Source organism: Pollutimonas thiosulfatoxidans (assembly GCF_004022565.1).
Taxonomy (GTDB): domain Bacteria; phylum Pseudomonadota; class Gammaproteobacteria; order Burkholderiales; family Burkholderiaceae_B; genus Pusillimonas_D; species Pusillimonas_D thiosulfatoxidans.
The window spans coordinates 1,535,921-1,553,252 of the sequence record NZ_CP022987.1 but is presented as its reverse complement, the minus strand read 5'-3'; the positions used below and the strand labels follow the sequence as shown (position 1 = coordinate 1,553,252).

The 17,332-nt window shown below is 57.9% G+C and carries 18 protein-coding genes and 1 tRNA gene; 12 read left to right on the top strand and 7 right to left on the bottom strand.

What is annotated here, in order from left to right; all coding sequences use genetic code 11:
* Nucleotides 1-1,116: a tRNA 2-thiouridine(34) synthase MnmA gene (gene mnmA / locus CKA81_RS07445; RefSeq protein WP_128354737.1), complete on the top strand. Its 1,116-nt coding sequence runs from the start codon at nucleotides 1-3 to the stop codon at nucleotides 1,114-1,116.
* A 62-nt stretch (nucleotides 1,117-1,178) separates the two neighbouring features.
* Nucleotides 1,179-1,997, top strand: coding sequence for a sulfite exporter TauE/SafE family protein (locus tag CKA81_RS07440; protein ID WP_128354736.1), 819 nt, complete (start codon nucleotides 1,179-1,181; stop codon nucleotides 1,995-1,997).
* 64 nt (nucleotides 1,998-2,061) lie between these two features.
* Here the strand turns inward: CKA81_RS07440 and CKA81_RS07435 are convergent, their stop codons facing one another.
* A complete protein-coding gene (locus CKA81_RS07435; protein WP_128356666.1) occupies nucleotides 2,062-2,676 on the bottom strand; it encodes a glutathione S-transferase family protein in 615 nt (204 codons plus the stop codon).
* 224 nt (nucleotides 2,677-2,900) lie between these two features.
* Here CKA81_RS07435 and purB point away from each other — a divergent pair, with 224 nt between their 5' ends.
* The 4 genes from purB (at nucleotide 2,901) to CKA81_RS07415 (ending at nucleotide 5,644) form a co-directional block, all read left to right on the top strand.
* On the top strand, nucleotides 2,901-4,277 hold the full coding sequence (gene purB, locus CKA81_RS07430; protein WP_128354735.1) for an adenylosuccinate lyase: 1,377 nt from the start codon (nucleotides 2,901-2,903) through the stop codon (nucleotides 4,275-4,277).
* Nucleotides 4,278-4,355: 78 nt separating this feature from the next.
* A tRNA-Lys gene (locus CKA81_RS07425) sits at nucleotides 4,356-4,431 on the top strand.
* Between the two features lie 181 nt (nucleotides 4,432-4,612).
* Entirely contained in the window at nucleotides 4,613-5,272 is a 660-nt protein-coding gene (locus CKA81_RS07420) for a PAS domain-containing protein (protein WP_128354734.1), read from the top strand.
* 141 nt (nucleotides 5,273-5,413) lie between these two features.
* On the top strand, nucleotides 5,414-5,644 hold the full coding sequence (locus tag CKA81_RS07415; RefSeq protein WP_128354733.1) for a hypothetical protein: 231 nt from the start codon (nucleotides 5,414-5,416) through the stop codon (nucleotides 5,642-5,644).
* Nucleotides 5,645-5,732: 88 nt separating this feature from the next.
* Here CKA81_RS07415 and CKA81_RS07410 read toward each other — a convergent pair whose 3' ends face one another.
* On the bottom strand, nucleotides 5,733-5,918 hold the full coding sequence (locus CKA81_RS07410; protein ID WP_128354732.1) for a CsbD family protein: 186 nt from the start codon (nucleotides 5,916-5,918) through the stop codon (nucleotides 5,733-5,735).
* A 185-nt stretch (nucleotides 5,919-6,103) separates the two neighbouring features.
* Between CKA81_RS07410 and CKA81_RS07405 the strand changes: the two genes are divergently transcribed.
* A complete protein-coding gene (locus tag CKA81_RS07405) occupies nucleotides 6,104-6,346 on the top strand; it encodes a hypothetical protein (RefSeq protein ID WP_128354731.1) in 243 nt (80 codons plus the stop codon).
* Here CKA81_RS07405 and CKA81_RS07400 read toward each other — a convergent pair whose 3' ends face one another.
* From CKA81_RS07400 to CKA81_RS07385, 3 genes are all read right to left on the bottom strand, one after another.
* The gene (locus CKA81_RS07400; protein WP_128354730.1) at nucleotides 6,347-6,730 is read right to left on the bottom strand and encodes a VOC family protein; all 384 of its coding nucleotides are present in this window, start codon (nucleotides 6,728-6,730) and stop codon (nucleotides 6,347-6,349) included.
* A 507-nt stretch (nucleotides 6,731-7,237) separates the two neighbouring features.
* The gene (locus tag CKA81_RS07390; RefSeq protein WP_128354728.1) at nucleotides 7,238-8,914 is read right to left on the bottom strand and encodes an ABC-F family ATP-binding cassette domain-containing protein; all 1,677 of its coding nucleotides are present in this window, start codon (nucleotides 8,912-8,914) and stop codon (nucleotides 7,238-7,240) included.
* A gap of 31 nt (nucleotides 8,915-8,945) precedes the next feature.
* The gene (locus CKA81_RS07385) at nucleotides 8,946-9,608 is read right to left on the bottom strand and encodes a carbonic anhydrase (RefSeq protein WP_128354727.1); all 663 of its coding nucleotides are present in this window, start codon (nucleotides 9,606-9,608) and stop codon (nucleotides 8,946-8,948) included.
* Nucleotides 9,609-9,756: 148 nt separating this feature from the next.
* Here CKA81_RS07385 and CKA81_RS07380 point away from each other — a divergent pair, with 148 nt between their 5' ends.
* From CKA81_RS07380 to CKA81_RS07370, 3 genes are all read left to right on the top strand, one after another.
* Nucleotides 9,757-9,951 (top strand): YqaE/Pmp3 family membrane protein, encoded by a 195-nt coding sequence (locus CKA81_RS07380; protein WP_128354726.1) that lies wholly within the window; start codon nucleotides 9,757-9,759, stop codon nucleotides 9,949-9,951.
* Between the two features lie 3 nt (nucleotides 9,952-9,954).
* The gene (mntP, locus tag CKA81_RS07375) at nucleotides 9,955-10,524 is read left to right on the top strand and encodes a manganese efflux pump MntP (protein WP_128354725.1); all 570 of its coding nucleotides are present in this window, start codon (nucleotides 9,955-9,957) and stop codon (nucleotides 10,522-10,524) included.
* A gap of 91 nt (nucleotides 10,525-10,615) precedes the next feature.
* The gene (locus CKA81_RS07370; RefSeq protein ID WP_128354724.1) at nucleotides 10,616-13,471 is read left to right on the top strand and encodes an adenosylcobalamin-dependent ribonucleoside-diphosphate reductase; all 2,856 of its coding nucleotides are present in this window, start codon (nucleotides 10,616-10,618) and stop codon (nucleotides 13,469-13,471) included.
* A gap of 25 nt (nucleotides 13,472-13,496) precedes the next feature.
* Here CKA81_RS07370 and CKA81_RS07365 read toward each other — a convergent pair whose 3' ends face one another.
* Both CKA81_RS07365 and CKA81_RS07360 read right to left on the bottom strand, forming a co-directional pair.
* Entirely contained in the window at nucleotides 13,497-13,859 is a 363-nt protein-coding gene (locus CKA81_RS07365; protein ID WP_128354723.1) for a hypothetical protein, read from the bottom strand.
* A gap of 10 nt (nucleotides 13,860-13,869) precedes the next feature.
* Complete coding sequence (locus CKA81_RS07360; protein WP_128354722.1) at nucleotides 13,870-14,367, bottom strand: hypothetical protein; 498 nt, start codon at nucleotides 14,365-14,367, stop codon at nucleotides 13,870-13,872.
* A 671-nt stretch (nucleotides 14,368-15,038) separates the two neighbouring features.
* Between CKA81_RS07360 and CKA81_RS07355 the strand changes: the two genes are divergently transcribed.
* Nucleotides 15,039-16,391: a substrate-binding protein gene (locus CKA81_RS07355; RefSeq protein ID WP_128354721.1), complete on the top strand. Its 1,353-nt coding sequence runs from the start codon at nucleotides 15,039-15,041 to the stop codon at nucleotides 16,389-16,391.
* A 55-nt stretch (nucleotides 16,392-16,446) separates the two neighbouring features.
* The gene (locus tag CKA81_RS07350) at nucleotides 16,447-17,313 is read left to right on the top strand and encodes a branched-chain amino acid ABC transporter permease (RefSeq protein ID WP_228255814.1); all 867 of its coding nucleotides are present in this window, start codon (nucleotides 16,447-16,449) and stop codon (nucleotides 17,311-17,313) included.
* Nucleotides 17,314-17,332: the final 19 nt, after the last annotated feature.

The window sequence follows — 17,332 nt, the reverse complement described above, 5'->3', positions numbered from 1 at the left end:
ATGATTAATTCCAATGCATCAAAGAGGCGAGTGGTCGTCGGCATGTCGGGGGGCGTGGACTCTTCGGTGACGGCATGGCTGCTCAAGGAACAAGGTTACGAGGTGCTCGGCCTGTTCATGAAAAACTGGGAAGATGACGACGATTCAGAGTACTGCTCGACACGGCAAGACTGGCTGGATGCCGCTAGCGTAGCCGACCTTATCGGTATAGACATCGAGGCGGTAAATTTTGCGGCCGAGTACAAGGACCGCGTCTTCGCCGACTTTCTGCGAGAGTACTCCGCCGGGCGCACGCCCAACCCCGACGTCCTGTGCAACGCCGAAATCAAGTTCAAGGCTTTCCTGGACCACGCAATGGCCCTGGGCGCCGACCATATTGCCACGGGCCACTATGCGCGCGTGCGCTCAGTACAGACGCCGGCCGGGCCGCAGTTTGAATTATTGAAGGCCGTCGATGCGAGCAAGGACCAAAGCTATTTCCTGCACCGGCTGAACCAGGCGCAGTTATCCCGCACGATCTTTCCTCTGGGCGAAATCAACAAAACCGAAGTGCGGCGCATTGCGGCCCAACTGGGTCTTCCCAATGCCACCAAGAAGGATTCCACCGGCATCTGCTTCATCGGCGAGCGGCCATTCCGTGAGTTCTTGAATCGCTACCTGCCAACACAGCCCGGTCCCATCAAAACCCCGGACGGACGGGTAATTGGTCAACATCAGGGCCTGTCGTTTTATACGCTCGGCCAGCGTAAAGGGCTGGGGATAGGCGGCGTGAAAGGGCAACAGCGAGACGACGGCACGGCCGACGCCTGGTATACGGCGCGCAAAGACCTCGAAACCAATACCCTCTACGTGGTGCAGGGCCATGAGCACCCCTGGTTGCTTGCACAGCAGTTGCAGGCGCAGGACGCCAGTTGGGTCGCCGGACAGCCGCCAGCCAGCGGGCGCTATGGCGCCAAGACCCGCTACCGGCAGACTGATTCGGTAGCCATGCTCGGTACAGTTGACGCCGACGGGTTTTCCTTGTCGTTCGACGAAGCGCAATGGGCAGTCACCCCTGGCCAATCTGCCGTCTTGTATGAGGGCGACGTGTGCCTGGGTGGGGGCATCATTGTTTAGTATCAAGCTGCATTCGGCCAGCCCGGATCCTCTCTCATTTCTTTTCTTACCAACAAGGTTTTATGGATCCGGCATTTATTGTTAGCCTGGCGTGTCTGGGTAGTGTGGTCGGTTTTGCTGCGGGGCTGCTGGGCATAGGCGGGGGCATGCTGTTGGTGCCTTTCCTGACGATACTGTTTCCCATCTATGGCATCCCGCGCGAACTGGTGGTTCATGCCGCAATCGCGACTTCCATGGCCACTATCGTGTTTACCTCCGTGTCCAGCATGCGCGCACATCACAAGCGGGGCGCCATACTATGGAATATCGTCCTCGTGATGGCGCCCGGCATGATAGTTGGCGGCTTGCTTTCCGGTGGGGCGGTGTTTTCCTATTTAAGTGGTGTCTGGCTGTCCATTATTTTTGCCGTGTTCGTCGGTTATTCGGGGTTTCGCATGCTCAATGGCAAGCCTCCTGCAGCTTCCCGCCGGATGCCCGGTACGCCGGTTACGGCTGGCGTAGGCGTGGGCATCGGCTTTGCATCCGGCCTGCTGGGTGCGGGCGGCGGCTTCCTTTCTGTACCGTTCATGACGCGCAGCAATATCTCGGTGCATAACGCGGTCGCCACCTCGGCCGCCCTGGGCTTCTTCATTGCGGTAGCCAATAGTGCCGGCTATATCTATTCGGGCTTCAACGAAGTAGGGGGCCAGGAGGGCATGTTGGGTTACATTTATTGGCCGGCGTTGGTGGTGTTGTCCGCCATGAGCATGCTGACGGCGCCCTATGGCGCCCGATGTGCGCACCGCCTGCCGGTTGCGACGCTAAAGCGGGTGTTCGCCTGCCTGCTGTTCGGTCTGGCGGTCTACATGCTGTACGAAGCTTATATCGGCTATACCAGCTAAAGAAAAAGCCGGGCAACAACCCGGCTTTTTGCTATATGGGGCGGCGTGACCGCCCGTGTGTCAGTCAGGATTGCGGCGGCAACGTCGATGTGAACGAAGGGCGCGTCTGCAGCTTGTCTTCCAGCCGTTTCAGGTTCGCGAAGCGCGAGCGCCATTCCAGATGTGCAAAGCGCAGGTCCAGATAACCCAAGGCACAGCCTACGGCGATGTCGGCCAGGCTTAAGTTGACGCCCATGCAAAAGGGCTGGTCATCCAGGCTTTTGTCCATGGAGTCGAGCGCGACTTCAATCTTCTTGTACTGCCGGTCTATCCAGCTTTGGCTGCGTTGATGGGCTTCGCGGCGGTGCGTCTCGATGTGTATGGTCACGGCAGCGTCGAGCACACCATCGGCGATAGCTTCCCAGCACTTGGTGGCGGCGCGGTCGCGGCCTTGCTGCGGGATAAGCCTGCCTACCGGTGAAAGGGTATCCAGGTACTCGACGATGACTCGCGAGTCGAACAAGCTGCCGTTGTCGTCCATGAGCAGGCAGGGTACTTTGCCCAAGGGATTGTGGGCTTGTATCTGGGTGTCATCAGCCCACACGTCTTCGAGTACGAGTTCGTACTCGAGTTTCTTCTCGGCCATCACGACGCGCACTTTGCGCACGTAAGGACTAGTGAGAGAACCAATAAGTTTCATGGCAAAGTTCGGAAGTTGCAGGCGAAAAAAGTATAGCAGCATACCGGCGCTTTATTGGCGGGGTAGCCGGACAAAGCCGTGGTGTTACAGGAAAGCCAGACAATGTGTCGTTTTAATGCTGATTCGCTGCTTTGCGGTGTGACTTTTCGGCCCAGACCGGTTAGGCCCTCCATACCTGCCCGAATGGTAGAATCCGAGGTTGACTTTTCTCTATGTGAACAGCAATGCAACTCGTCCAGCAACCCACTTATCTCAACGCCTTGTCGCCACTGGATGGCCGGTACGCCGCCAAGGCGCAGGGGCTCCGGTCCACCTTGTCTGAAGCCGGTTTCATGGCGCATCGGGTGGAAGTCGAAGTGGCCTGGCTGCTTGGCCTGGCCGAAGCGGGTTTGCCCGAGCTGCCGGCTTTTTCGGCAGAGTCCAAGGCGGCGCTCAAGGCAATTGTGGACGAATTCTCCGAACAGGATGCCGGACGCATCAAAGAGATCGAGAAAACCACCAATCATGACGTCAAGGCGGTCGAGTACTGGCTGAAAGAGCGCGTTGCCGACAACGCCCAGCTGGCTGCCGCGGCAGAGTTCATCCATTTTGCCTGCACGTCCGAAGACATCAACAACACCTCGCACGCCCTGATGTTGACGCGTGCACGTTCGGAATTTATTGTCCCGCGTCTGGCGGAGCTTTGCGATCACCTTAAGACGCTGGCGCGTCAGTTTGCCGATCAGCCGCTACTGTCGCGCACCCACGGTCAACCGGCCAGCCCGACCACCATGGGCAAAGAGTTCGCCAACGTCGCGGCGCGGCTCGAACGAGCCATTGCGGCGATCGAGGCAGTACAGCCCCTGGCCAAGATGAACGGAGCCACAGGCAACTACAACGCCCACATGGCCGCTTATCCCGAGATCGACTGGCCCGCGTTCAGCGCGAAGGTCCTGGACGGCCTAGGCCTGGTACAGAACCCGTATTCCATACAGATAGAGCCACATGACTGGATGGCCGCCCTGTTCGATGCCGTCGCCCGTGCCAACACCATCATCCTCGATTTGGATCGCGACATCTGGGGCTATATATCGCTGGGCTACTTCAAGCAGCGGCTGAAAGAGGGCGAGGTGGGCTCGTCGACCATGCCGCATAAGGTCAACCCCATAGATTTCGAAAACTCCGAAGGCAACCTGGGCCTGGCCAATGCCGTCCTGCGCCACCTGTCTGAAAAGTTGCCGCTATCACGCTGGCAGCGAGACCTTACCGATTCCACGGTCTTGCGCAATCTGGGTGTGGCCTTCGGTTATTGTGCGGTGGCCTACGACTCTTGCTTGCGCGGGCTGCACAAGCTGGAGATCAATCGCCCCGCCATCGACGCCGACATTGACGCGTGCTGGGAAGTGCTGGCCGAGCCGGTGCAAACCGTCATGCGGCGCTACGGCCTGCCACAGCCCTACGAGCAGCTCAAAGCCTTGACCCGCGGCAAGGGCATCGACCAGGAAGCGCTGGCCGGCTTTATCGCGGGGCTGGATTTGCCGGCTGAACCCAAGGCAAGGCTGCAAGCCATGACGCCGCGCAGTTATATCGGCTTGGCAGCAGAGCTTGCAAAGAAAATTTAGACCAGCACAAGAAATTAAGACGGGTTTTGCTTGGCGCGAGGTCCGTTTTCGAGTTAGAATCTTTTTCTTTGCAGCGACGGGCTGTTAGCTCAGTTGGTAGAGCAGCGGACTCTTAATCCGTAGGTCGACAGTTCGAGCCTGTCACAGCCCACCAGTAAAATCAAACACTTAGGCCAATTCTTCGGGGTTGGCCTTTTTGTTTTTTTAGGGGTTCGGGACTGGCGCAGCACGGGTATATCCTCAATGGTTCTTTGCATTCTTTGACAGTTAGTGCCGTATTTTTCGCCACAAGGGTGCGTATATTTGCTGGATTATCGGGAATATACGGGGCGCCCATGAATGAACCACCATTCCACTTCCTGGCAGAGCATTCTCATGATTTGATTTGTGTGGTCGGTCCGGACCATGTCATGACTTACGTTGCGCGCTCGTGCACTGCCTTGCTCGGGTGGGACCCAGAGCAGATGGTGGGAAGAAGGCCTGATTCATTTATCCATCCGCAGGATCTTCCGACCGCCGCCGAGGCCTATAGGGAAACCGGGGAGCCCAGTGAGCATCGTACGCCCACCATGCTTCGGATGCGCAGGAAAACGGGCGACTACATCTGGATGGAAGTTGATACGCTGCGGCTATCCGACCCCGGAGCGGCGGGCGATCAATTGGTGCTTATCATGCGGGATGTCACTGCCCGCCTTGAAGGCGGCAGTCCTTCCCGATTTCCGATGTCTCGACGCAAGCCCGACCACAGCGACACCAACGCCAGGCTAAGAGCTGCGGGAGGCACCATCTTCGATATTGATCTGTATCTTACGGCTTCGGGACATATTGCGTTCCTGGAATCGGCCAGAGAGGACGAGCAGGGACGGCTGGTGTGCTCGGGCTATGTACTGAACGAACGCAATGGGAAAGCGGGCGTGCGCGTACTTGAGTGGCTTGCGTCGGGCGACTGCCTGACGACCGGCGATGATCTTGATGGAATCAAGCGGCGTATCTGAGCCATCAATGGGCGTAGAGACGGTGTCGGGCGTGAACTCGGTTCATTGTGTCCGGCCCAGCTCGAAGGAGGGCCCTGAGTCAGTAGCCCGAATAATACCTAATGTGGTAGCCTTTGCTTACATTGCCGAGGAGGGGCCCGCATGTTCACCCTGCTAGTCGTCGTGTCCGCATGTGTTCTGGGTTTTTGCCTGGTGACCGCGCGACCGGCAGCCGATAAAACTGACCCGGTAGCCGGTATCAGCAAGCGGGCCCTGGTTGGCCTAGGCGTCGTGGCGCTGATGTGGATTGCATATTTGCTGTACTACCATAGCGACGGGCAGGCATCCGAGCGCGCAAAGCTAGAGCTTGCCAAACCCGCTGAAACGAGTTGATTGCGCCAGTAAACGTATCGCCATAAACAACAGCCCCTCGCAAGGAGGGGCTGAGCCGCTAACGTTCTAGCGAACGACGCTATCTGTCTTAGCGAGGTTTGGTGGCGTCCTTGATTGCTTCCTTGGTGTCGCCGACTTTGCGTTGTGCTGTGCCTACGTTTTTTTCGACTTTTCCTTCAAGCTCCGTTTCGGGATCGTTGGCCACGTTGCCCACTGTTTCCTTGACGCCGCCCTTGATTTCTTTGGCTACGCCTTTTACTTGGTCTTTGTTCATGGATAAAGCTCCTAAACGTTTGATTGCCCATTAAGGCTCTCTTGCGTACCGCGTGGGTAGTTCTGGCCGAACTGCCGTCACGCGGTCTACGGAAGTACCAAGCAAGCGCTATGCCCAGGATGTTCCTACGTAGGCACGCAACTGGCTGGTCGGCAGCAGTGGCTTCTTTTTCTAAGGAGATTGGGATGCGTAGACTGGGAGCGCTCCTGATGATCGTAGGAGCGAACATTGCGGTAGGTTCGATCGCGGTGGCGTTTTGGCGATCGGCATTGCAATGTGCAGTGGATGCCCGCACCGGAGGGTGCGAGCAGGGCGGCGTGATCGCCTTCTTTGAGATGATGACTTCCAGCGTAGGCTTGTTCTATTGGGTAGTGTTCGTTTTCGGGCTGTTCGTATTCTGGCGGGGAAAGCGGATGCGGCCTCGATAATCAGCCAACGCTTTGCTCGGATATCTCGATCAGGTTCAGGTCGGGATCCCGCAAGTAGATCGAGCGTATGGATCCCATGGCCCCCGTCCGGTATACCGGACCTTCAATGATATTGGCGCCTTTCGTCTGCAGCGTGGAGATCACATCGTCCAATGGCCGATCTGCAATAAAGCATAAGTCCAGTGCGCCGGGCACCGGCAGATGCGCCTTGGGCTCGAATTCTGAACCTTTGACATGGAGGTTTATTTTTTGCTGTCCGAAGCTCAACGCTTTTCGCCCCTCGCCAAAACTTACCAAAGTCATACCCAGGAGGCCGACATAAAAGTCGATGCATGCCTTCTCGTCTGTTGTTGTAAGCACCAAGTGGTCTAAGTGGTGGATCATGGGCGAACTCATGCAGTTGATGGTTTCGCTATTTTATCTGGCTAAATATAATCAACAGTTTTTCGCTTGGGTAAACGCAAGCCCGCAAACTGCCAGGCGAGCAAATGTGATTGCTTGCTACCAACAGTGACCTTCAAGTGGTGCTATAAAACCAGCAATAGCATCACCGTGGGGCCAGCAAGCATGTTCATCCAGACATTGAGCCGATGTGGCGCAGTATTGTTTCTCGCCGCGGTCATATCCGGCTGCTCTACGGGGAGCCCCGAGGCTGGCCCCAGCGCATCAAGCCGTAGTCCGGGCTTGTTTAACCCGTGCACATGGAACCGTAGCAGCTGCATGTACGAAGGCAGGTACGAGCCAGGGGAAGAGGCCTATGCCGAGGAAGAGGCCAGGCGTCTGAACCGGGCTGCGGCCGCCAAGCTGCGTCGCAGCGCTAATTAAAGGCTAGCAGGTCGGCTCGGCCCCGCCCGGGTGGGCCCGGGACCAAGTGCGCGACTGGGAAATGAATCAGGCCGCCTTGCGAGCCGACGCTGCAGTTTCCCGCTGTCGCTTCGCTTCGTCCAGCAAGTAAACCTGATAATCGTCCAGATCCCCGTCGAAGTCGGACATGCCGCCGCGTGATACCAGCCAGAACTCATCGCATACCGAGCGCAGCAGTGCGCGATCATGGCTTACCAGCATCACGGACCCTTCGAACTCGTTCAAGGCTACGCTCAGCGCCTCGCGCGTGGCCAAATCCAGGTGGTTGGTGGGCTCATCCAGCAACAATAGATTGGGCCGCTGCCACACAATCATGCACAACACCAGGCGTGCTTTCTCGCCGCCACTCATGCTGCCCACTTTCTGCTTGACCATGTCGCCGTTGAAATTGAAGGTACCCAGGAAGTTGCGCAAGCCTTGCTCGCGGCAGTCCATTGCGCTGGGACGGGTGGCCGCGGGTGTGTCGCGTACCAGCCTGATCATGTGTTCCAGGGGTGTTTCTTCCGGCCGAACGACGTCCAGCTCCTGTTGCGAGAAGTAGCCGATGTTCAGTCCCTTGCCGGTGATGATTTCGCCCGCCGTCGCTTGTAGTGCACCGGCTATGGTTTTCACCAGCGTGGATTTCCCTTGCCCATTGGCGCCCAGTATGCCGATACGCTGGCCGGCCAATACCGAACGATTGATATTTTGCACGATGACCGATGGCGGGGTTCCGGCGGGTGCGTCCGGCGCTGCGGGATAGCCGAAGCTGGCACCTGACATGGACAGCATTGGATTAGGCAGGCTGGCTGGCTCTTTGAACTGGAATTGGAATTCGGCATCGGCCAGCATAGGCGCGATCTTCTCCATGCGCTCCAATGCCTTGACCCGGCTTTGCGCTTGCTTGGCCTTGCTGGCCTTGGCCTTGAAGCGATCAATGAACTTTTGAAGGTGGGCGGCTTTCTCTTGCTGTTTGGCATGCGCCGCCTGCTGCAGCAGCATTTGCTCGCTGCGCATGTCTTCGAACTTGCTGTAATTGCCGCCGTAGCGCACGAGCTTGCCTTGATCGATATGCAAGGTGACGTCGGTGACCGCATCCAGGAATTCCCGATCATGGCTGATCACGACTATGGTGCCGGCATAATGCTTCAACCAAGCCTCCAGCCATACCAAGGCATCAAGATCCAGGTGGTTGGTGGGCTCATCGAGCAGAAGCAGATCTGATGGGCACATCAGGGCGCGTGCCAACTGAAGACGCATGCGCCACCCACCCGAGAAGCTGTTGACGGGCTGATCCAGCTCAGCCACGCTGAATCCCAAACCCAGGATAAGCGCTTGTGCGCGCGCCGGTGCGTCGTGGGCGCCTGCGTCATGCAGAGCCATGTAGGCATGGGCCATGCGCATGCCGTCCTCGCTGTCTTCGGCGGCCGTAACTTCGGTCTGCGCAGCCAGCAAGGAGGTGTCGCCTTCGACAACGAAGTCGGTGGCGCTTTGCGATGTTTCAGGCATGTCTTGGGCTACTTGAGACATGCGCCACTGGGCGGGAATGGAAAACTCGCCGCCGTCTTCATGCAAGGTGCCGTTGAGCACTGCAAAAAGTGAGGATTTGCCGGCGCCGTTGCGACCGACCAAGCCTACTTTTTCACCGGGGTTGAGCGTGACAGACGTTTTGTCCAGCAATACTTTGCTGCCGCGACGCAAGGTCACGTTCTTGAGGATAATCATTGGGGAATCAAGCAACTACACAGGAGGGGGCCTATATTGTAGTCGCTTCGGTGAGATCCGGTTCGCAGTACGGCGCAAACTTGCCGGTGGAAGGGTCTCGTATGAAGAGCACGCCCGTGCCAACGCCGAAATACGCGCCATGCAACTGCAGCGAGCCTTCTTCGACCGCTTCGATAACGGCAGGGAAGGTCATCAGATTTTCGAGGCTGTATTCGACCACCGCCCATTCCAGCCGCTGTATCCAGCTTTGCCGATCACCGTCCGGCGGTCCCAGCCGCTCGGCGACGGGGGCAATCTGCGACATCCACTTGCCGATAAAGTCTCTTTTGCTAAGGGGAGCGGCCTGGTTGGCGAAGGCCGATACGCCGCCGCAGCTTGCGTGACCCAGCACCACGATGTGTTTGACTTTTAATGCGTTGACGCCGAACTCGATCGCAGCGCTGGTACCGTGAAATGACCTTTCGGTATCGGGTTCGCAGGGCGGCACAAGGTTGGCGATGTTGCGGACAACGAATATCTCACCGGGGTTGGCGTCGAAGATGGTTTCCGGTGCCACGCGCGAGTCTCCACAGCCTATGACCATGATCTCTGGATGTTGTCCGGATTTTTCGAGTTCTTCGTAACGTTGTCTCTCGCGGGCCAAGCGTCCATTGAGAAAACATTGATAGCCATCAGTCAGTCTTGCTGGAAACAATTTCGGGTCCTTGTTGGTTTATTCTTCACAAATTTTACGCCTATGGCCGGGCTACGCCAATTTCAGGGTCTCACGTCTGCCAACGGCGCGACCCCAGGCGCGGTCATCAGGTAAACTTAGCCCTCTTTTTAACAGCAACTTCAGGATCATGCGCCTACTCATAGCACTGCTGCTTCCCTGGCTTACTTTCTTCACGATAGGCCGTCCGATTGCTGGAATCATCTGTCTGATTCTGCAGCTCACGCTTATAGGTTGGATACCCGCCACCATCTGGGCAGTCTACGCCCTGAGCCAATACAAGACAGATCAGAAAATCGCCAAAGCCCTAAGTGGCCGTCGCTAAGTCGTGAACTTCGCAACGACGGCGCTGCTTGCGCTCGCCATGTCGGCGGATGCGTTCGCCGCCGCCATCGGAAAAGGCGCGGCACTCCATAAGCCCCGGTTTGCCGAGGCGCTGCGCACTGGCTTGATTTTTGGCGTGATCGAAGGGATCACGCCGGTGATCGGGTGGGCCCTGGGCTTGGTGGCCGCGCCGTTTGTATCGGCTTGGGACCACTGGATCGCATTCGCGCTATTGGGCGGGCTGGGTCTGGTGATGATCCGCAACGGTTGCAAGCCGCAAGCGGTATCCCAGGACAAGCGCATCAAGCATTCGTTCTGGCTGCTGGCGGCTACCGGTTTTGCAACCAGCATAGACGCCATGGCGGTGGGCGTTGGCCTGGCTTTCATCGATGTCAATATTGTTTCCACCTCGGTGGCGATAGGCTGCACCACGCTGTTGATGGTGGTGGTGGGTGTCATGCTGGGAAGGCTGCTCGGCAGCTTGGCAGGACGCCGGGCGGAGGTAGTCGGCGGCGCGATACTGATCGGGATTGGTACGATGATACTGGTGGATCATCTGGGGCTGACTGCCTGATCTTGTCGCTTCCTTGTGCTATCGTTAAATGGATCAGGGCCGCTGATTCGGCTACGCGATTTTCCGTGCCGCGGGCGGCTAGGAAGCCATCATGAAACAGCTGGAAAACCCCGCCATTACACTTGCACAATCGCAAACCATTTCCACCGAAGTCCTGCTGGAAAAATACGCCAAGGACGGCGAAACCAGCATAGATCAAGTGCGTACACGCGTAGCGACGGCGCTGGCCCGGGCCGAGGCACCCGAGCATCGCAAGAAGTACACCAGCGAATACCTATGGGCCATGCAGCATGGCTTTGTGCCGGCCGGCCGAATCAACAGCGCCGCCGGCACCCGGTTGGACAGCACCCTCATCAACTGCTTCGTACAGCCCGTGGGCGACTCCATCACCGAAACGGTGCAAGGCAAGCCGGGCATCTATAAGGCACTGGCGCAGGCAGCTGAAACCATGCGGCGCGGCGGTGGCGTGGGCTATAACTTTTCGGCGATACGGCCGCAGGGCGCCTTGGTAAAAGGCACAGGCAGCAGCGCTTCGGGTCCACTGTCTTACATGCGCGTTTTCGACCGCTCGTGCGAGACGGTCGAATCAGCGGGTGCGCGCCGCGGTGCACAGATGGCCGTACTTGACGTCACGCATCCGGACGTCATGGCATTTATCGGGGCCAAGCGGCAAGCCGGCGAACTGAATAACTTCAATGTCTCGGTCGGCGTGACTGATGCTTTCATGAAGGCGGTGGAAGCCGATGCCGACTTTGAGCTCGCTCATGCCGCTGAACCGAATGCCAAGCTGAAGGACGAAGGAGCCTACCTGCGGGACGACGGCTTGTGGGTTTATCGATCGGTCCGGGCCCGAGACGTCTGGGACGCCATCATGCAAAGTACCTACGCGGCAGCAGAGCCGGGCGTGCTTTTCATGGATCGCATCAACGCCGACAACAACCTGTCGTATTGCGAAATCATCGAGGCTACGAACCCCTGCGGCGAGCAACCGCTGCCCGATCATGGCTGCTGCTGCCTGGGCAGCCTTAATCTGACTTCTTATGTGGTCGATCCGTTTACCAAGAGCGCCCGTTTCGACTTTGACACCATGAAAAAGGTGGCCCGGCTTGCCGTGCGCATGTTGGACAACGTGCTTATCGTCACCAAATGGCCACTGGAAGAACAACAGCTCGAAGCCGACGCCAAGCGACGTCTGGGGCTGGGTTTCACCGGGCTGGGCGACGCCCTGATCATGCTCGGCATACGTTACGACTCTGAGCAGGGCCGCGCATTGGCTGCCGAACTTGCAGAGCAACTACGGGATGCCGCTTACCAGACATCGATCGAGCTGGCCCAGGAACGGGGCGCCTTCCCCCTGTTTGACGCCGAGAAGTATCTTCAGGCCGGTTTCGCTTCACGGTTGCCTGAGGCCATCAAGGCCCAGATACGCCAGCATGGCTTGCGCAACTCCCACCTGATTTCGATTGCTCCTACGGGGACGATATCGTTGGCCTTCGCCGACAACGCCTCCAATGGCATCGAGCCGGCATTTTCCTGGACCTACCAACGCAGCAAGCGCATGGCCGATGGCAGTCGCAAGAATTACACTGTTGAGGATCACGCTTACCGGGTCTTCCGCGCCCTGGGTGGCGACACCGACGCCTTGCCCGATGCATTTGTGTCGGCACTGGAAATCTCGGCCATTGACCACATGCTGATGGTTGCTGCGGTCGCACCCTATGTCGACGCTGCTATCTCCAAGACGGTCAATGTGCCCGTCGATTATCCCTACGACAACTTCAAAGACTTATACATGCAGGCCTGGCACAAAGGCTTGAAGGGCATCACCACATACCGGCCCAATACCATACTGGGGGCCGTCCTGTCCGTACCCACGGCTGCAGCAGACCAGGCCGGCACGCCGCAGCCTATTACCCTTTCCGAACAAGATAAGCGCCTGGTGCTGACCGAGGTCGCCATGAGCCCGCCTCTGGCGTCCTTGCGCTGGCCATCGCGCCCCGACTTACCAGCCGGCGCATCAGGCTGGGTCAGCGAAACCATCGTCACGCCGCAAGGCGAATTCGCCATCGCGGTCGCCGACCATGACAAGGTGCCATTCGAGGTTTGGGTATTGGGTGGCCAGCCGCCCCGTGGGCTGGACGCCATTGCCAAGACCTTGTCGACCGACATGCGCGCCAACGATAAGGGCTGGCTGCGCAAAAAGCTGTCAGTGCTGGCCCATGCTTATGGCGACAGCTTCCAGATGCCTATGCCGCCAACAGGTAAGCTGACCACGGTGCCCAGTGCGACTGCCGCGTTGGCTAGGCTGGTCGAGTGGCGCTACAACGATCTTCATGCGCTAACACCCACGGATGACGATCCGTCGCCCGTCTTGAACGCGCTGTTCGCGCCTCGCGAGCCGCGCACCGGCACAGACGGCACTCTGGCCTGGGTCGCCGATGTACGCAATCCGGCGACCGCAGACGATTTTGTGCTGATGCTGAAAGAGCTGCAGATGCCCGACGGCAGCAGACGTCCGTACAGCATGTGGCTGACAGGTGCACACCCGCGCGCATTGGACGGCCTATGTAAGTTGCTTAGCCTGGACATGCGGGTTATTGATCCCGCATGGATAGGCATGAAGCTGCGCAAGCTGCTGAACTACGCAGAACCGCGCGGCGATTTCCTGGCCCAGGTGCCCGGCAACGACAGGCAAGCCAATTATCCATCTACGGTGGCCTATGTTGCACAACTGGTCATACACCGCTATGCCATGCTGGGCATACTGACCGAAGAGGGCATGCCCATCAACGCGATGGGCGTGGTGGCTGGCGAGCCGGCGCACAAGGCAACAACAAGCCCGACCATGGCGGGCAGCCGTTGCGCCGAATGCGGCAACCTTGCCGTCATCAAGAAGGACGGCTGCGAGTTCTGCACCGTGTGCGGGGCGCTGGGCGCCTGCGGCTAAGTAAACCGCCAGGGCGATCGCCGTATCAGTTGATGCTGCGCGACGCCTGCTGCTGCGCCTGCGACGCAAGTATCAGCGACTCGAGATGAGGCGAAGTCTGCAATGCCAGCACTGGCGTTTCGGGACTGTCGTCGTCGTGCTCAAGCTTCAGTTTGATGGACTGACCCTCGAAGGCGGGGGGGTTGGCCTGAATTTGCACGTATTGGTTCAGTAGCCGATCTACGGCTTTTTGCGCTTCATGCAACTGAACAGCCAGCGACGAATCGACATGCAGTTCGAACTGCTGCTCTATCGTCTTTGCGAGATCCCAGCTAAAGAACGTCAAGGCATTCTGACCATGGCATTCCGGGTGCAGAAAGCCCCAGGACTGATTGTTTGCTGTATTCAAATCTGTGTCTTCAAGGTTGGGCCGCTATGCGGCGTTTGATGGTTTTCCCGTCGTAGGTGTAGATGTCGATTTTATCCGGCTTCTGACTGTTGGGCGTGCGCATGGTAAAGACGCGCCCTTTGGCAGACACCTGAATTTGTTCGGAGCATGAGCCGAATTCGGACGACACCGTGTAGCCCGACTGTTTAAGCGTAACCCATCGGTAGGCGACCGGACAGATGTTGTTTCCGGTGCTTACCGAAACCAGCGCCACTTGGGCCTTGGGCAAGCTGAAGGCGTAGGTGATGTTCAAGATGCCGCGCACTTCGGGCGTAATGTCCGCGCCGTCGATCTGCAGCCGGGACTCGTAGACGTATTCGCTGGTGGCTACCTGCAGCTTTCCGTAGGGCGTGTCGAATGCCAGGCGAGAAGGGCTGACCGGCCAGGTGGGCGGCGAGTTGGCCGCGGCAACCATATTGACCGCCGCCAGCGTCAGGGCAGCCAGAAATTGGAAGGGCGTAACGGGCATGGTGGGAGTCCTGAAACGTTACAAACCGTGCGGCTCTTGAGTGCAATGTAAGGACTATTACATTTCATTTTTGTCGCGTATGCAAGCGGATTGTAGCGTCTTGTCGCCGAGCGACCATCGGGCCCTAAGCAGCCGCAATTGTCATGTAAATCAGGGCGATCCCCATCAGGCAGAAGTACACGGCGATGCCAGTAAGGAAACTTCTGGAGATCAGCCGAACTCGCTGCCCAAAGCCTGCCTTCGCCGGCGAGTTGGGCCGTGTATGCCAACACCAGGTAGCAACGGCTGCCAGGACGCTCAGGAGTATGAACCACACTTTCATGGCCGCATTGTAATGAATGCGCGTGCCGCTGTTATGTAAGTTTTGTGTAAGTTTCAAATTGTATTTCTAATACTGAGCGCGAAAGCTGCGCTTGAACGGATCAAAAAATACCAAGTGAATTATTAAAGCCGGAAAGCGCAAAACGCCGCAGGCCATCGAGACAAGATCACGCCGATCCGTAGCACGGACAAAGTATCAACGGTTATACACCGATGCCTCGAATGCGTCGGTGATAACGGGGGCATCGACGGTGCGGCGCCTGGCGGCGGGCCGAGTTCAGTTCATTGAAGCCGACGCAGAGCGGCCAGAAGTCAATATTTTTTTTGGCACCTCAACAAGGAGATTCAGGATGGAAGACAAAAAATCAATCAAGCAAGGTGTGGACCGCCGGTCCATGCTCAAGCTGGGCGCCGCCGGCGCTGCAGGCAGCATGTTGTTGCCTGGCATGTCCGGTGTGGCCGTCGCTGCCGAAGAGAAGAAACCTGTCGGCAATTATCCGGCTGGCGTGGAGGGCGATACCGTGTTCATCGGTCTGACCCTGGACATTACCGGTCCTTATTCGGCGCAAGGGGCCGACCAGCAAAAAGGCTATGAGCTTGCTGTAGAGCAATTGAACGCGGGCGCCGAAGAGGTCAAGAAGATTTCACCATTGACCAAGAAAGGCGTGTTGGGCAAGAAGGTGGAGTTCGGTGTGGCCGATGCAGAGACCAAGCCCAATACCGCTGTTCAGGCCGCTACGCGTTTCATTCACAACAACAAGGCCATGATGATTTCCGGCAGCACCAGTAGCGCCGTTGCAATCGCCCTGCAGAAAGTCTGCGATCGCGAACGCACGATCTACCTGCCTGCCATCAGCGGTTCGAACGAAACGACGGGTGTGGATTGTCAGCGTTATGGTTTCCGTCTGTGCTACTTCGCTTATACGGCCTGCCAGGCCATTGCCCCCGTACTGGCCAAGAACCTGGGCAAGGACCGCAAGGCCATCTACCTGGTTCCTGACTACACCTACGGTCACACCACCTACGATTCGATGGTCGAGTTTACAGAGAAGCAGGGCTGGAAGACGGTGGGCTCGCAGGTGCATCCGCTGGGCGCCAAGGACTACAGCTCTTTCCTGATCAACATCGCCAACAGCGACGCCGACACACTGGTCGTTATTGCGTATGGCGCCGATGCCGCGAACTCGATCAAACAGGCCAAGCAGTTTGGCTTGCTCGAGCGGATGAACATCGTCGTGCCTTACATGTCGGCGTTCCTGGAGAAGGAAATCGGCGAGGAAATCATGCAGGGCGTATACGGCGCTACCGGTTTCTGGTGGACCTTGCAAGACCAATACCCCGTTGCGAAGGACTTCGTTACTGCGTTCGAGAAGAAGTTCAACGCCAAGCCACGAGACTCCGCCTACATCGCCTACCTCACGACAGTTTTGTGGGCCGATGCGTGCGAGCGCGCGGGTTCCTTCTACCCGCCCGATGTCATCAAGGCATACGAAGCAGGCGAAGTGCGTCAAGGCCCGGTGGGTGATGTGACCTTCCGCGCCGAAGACCACCAGGGCGTCATCAACTTCCCGATCGTGCGTGGCAAGAAGCCGGCGGACATGAAGAATCCGGACGATTACTTCGAAGTTGTGGAAGTCGTGGACGGCCGGGCGAACTTGCCCGAGCTTGGTGTGCTGGGTTGCAAACTGGGCGAGTACGTGTGATCGACGATAGTCGTATAGGCATATAACCAAAGAAGGAGGAGATGGAATGCCGAGCATGTCGTTGTTCTTATCACAGCTATTCAACGGGCTTGCGACAGGCCTGTTGCTGGCGCTTATCAGTACAGGCCTGACCATTATCTACGGCACGCTCGGCGTTGTTAACTTCGCGCATGGGGCCCTATTCGTTGTAGGGGCCTATGCCGGTTTTACCGCATATGGGATGACCGACTCGTTTCTGATAGCAATCGCCGCCGGCGCTATTTTTACGCTGGTGGTGGGCCTGATCGTCGAGCGCGGCCTGATGCGCATGTATTACGGCAGGCCGCCGGAGGACCAGATTCTGGTCACTTTCGGTATCGGGATCATCCTGGTCGAACTGGTGCGTTCGATTTATGGCGGCATCAGTTTGTCGGTGCCGACACCGGAGTGGGGTCAGGGCGTAGCACATATTGGCTCGCTCATTTACCCGCTTTATCGCTTGCAGGCGCTGGCTATCGCGGCCGGTACGCTGGCAGTGTTGTATTACGTCCTTTATCGGACCAGCCTGGGTTTGATCGTGCGCGCCGGCATTGAAGACGCGCAAATGGTCAATGCGCTGGGCATCAATGTCAAGCGTACCTTTTTGCTGGTATTCGGGATCGGAGCGATGGCGGCAGGCTATGCCGGCGTCATTGACTCGCCGATCGTTACCTTATCTCCCGACATGGGCCACCGAATACTTGTCGATTCGTTCGTGGTCGTCGTGATTGGTGGCGTGGGTTCTTTCCCTGGCGCCATTGTCGGCGGCATTATCGCCGGCGAAATTCTCAGCCTTACCTCTATGTTCAATCCTGCATATTCACACGTGATGCTTTTCGTGGTGATGGCGCTGGTTCTTATCTTCCGTCCGCAAGGCCTGATGGGTCAGGAGGGTCGGGAATGAGCACGCACAATCAACCATT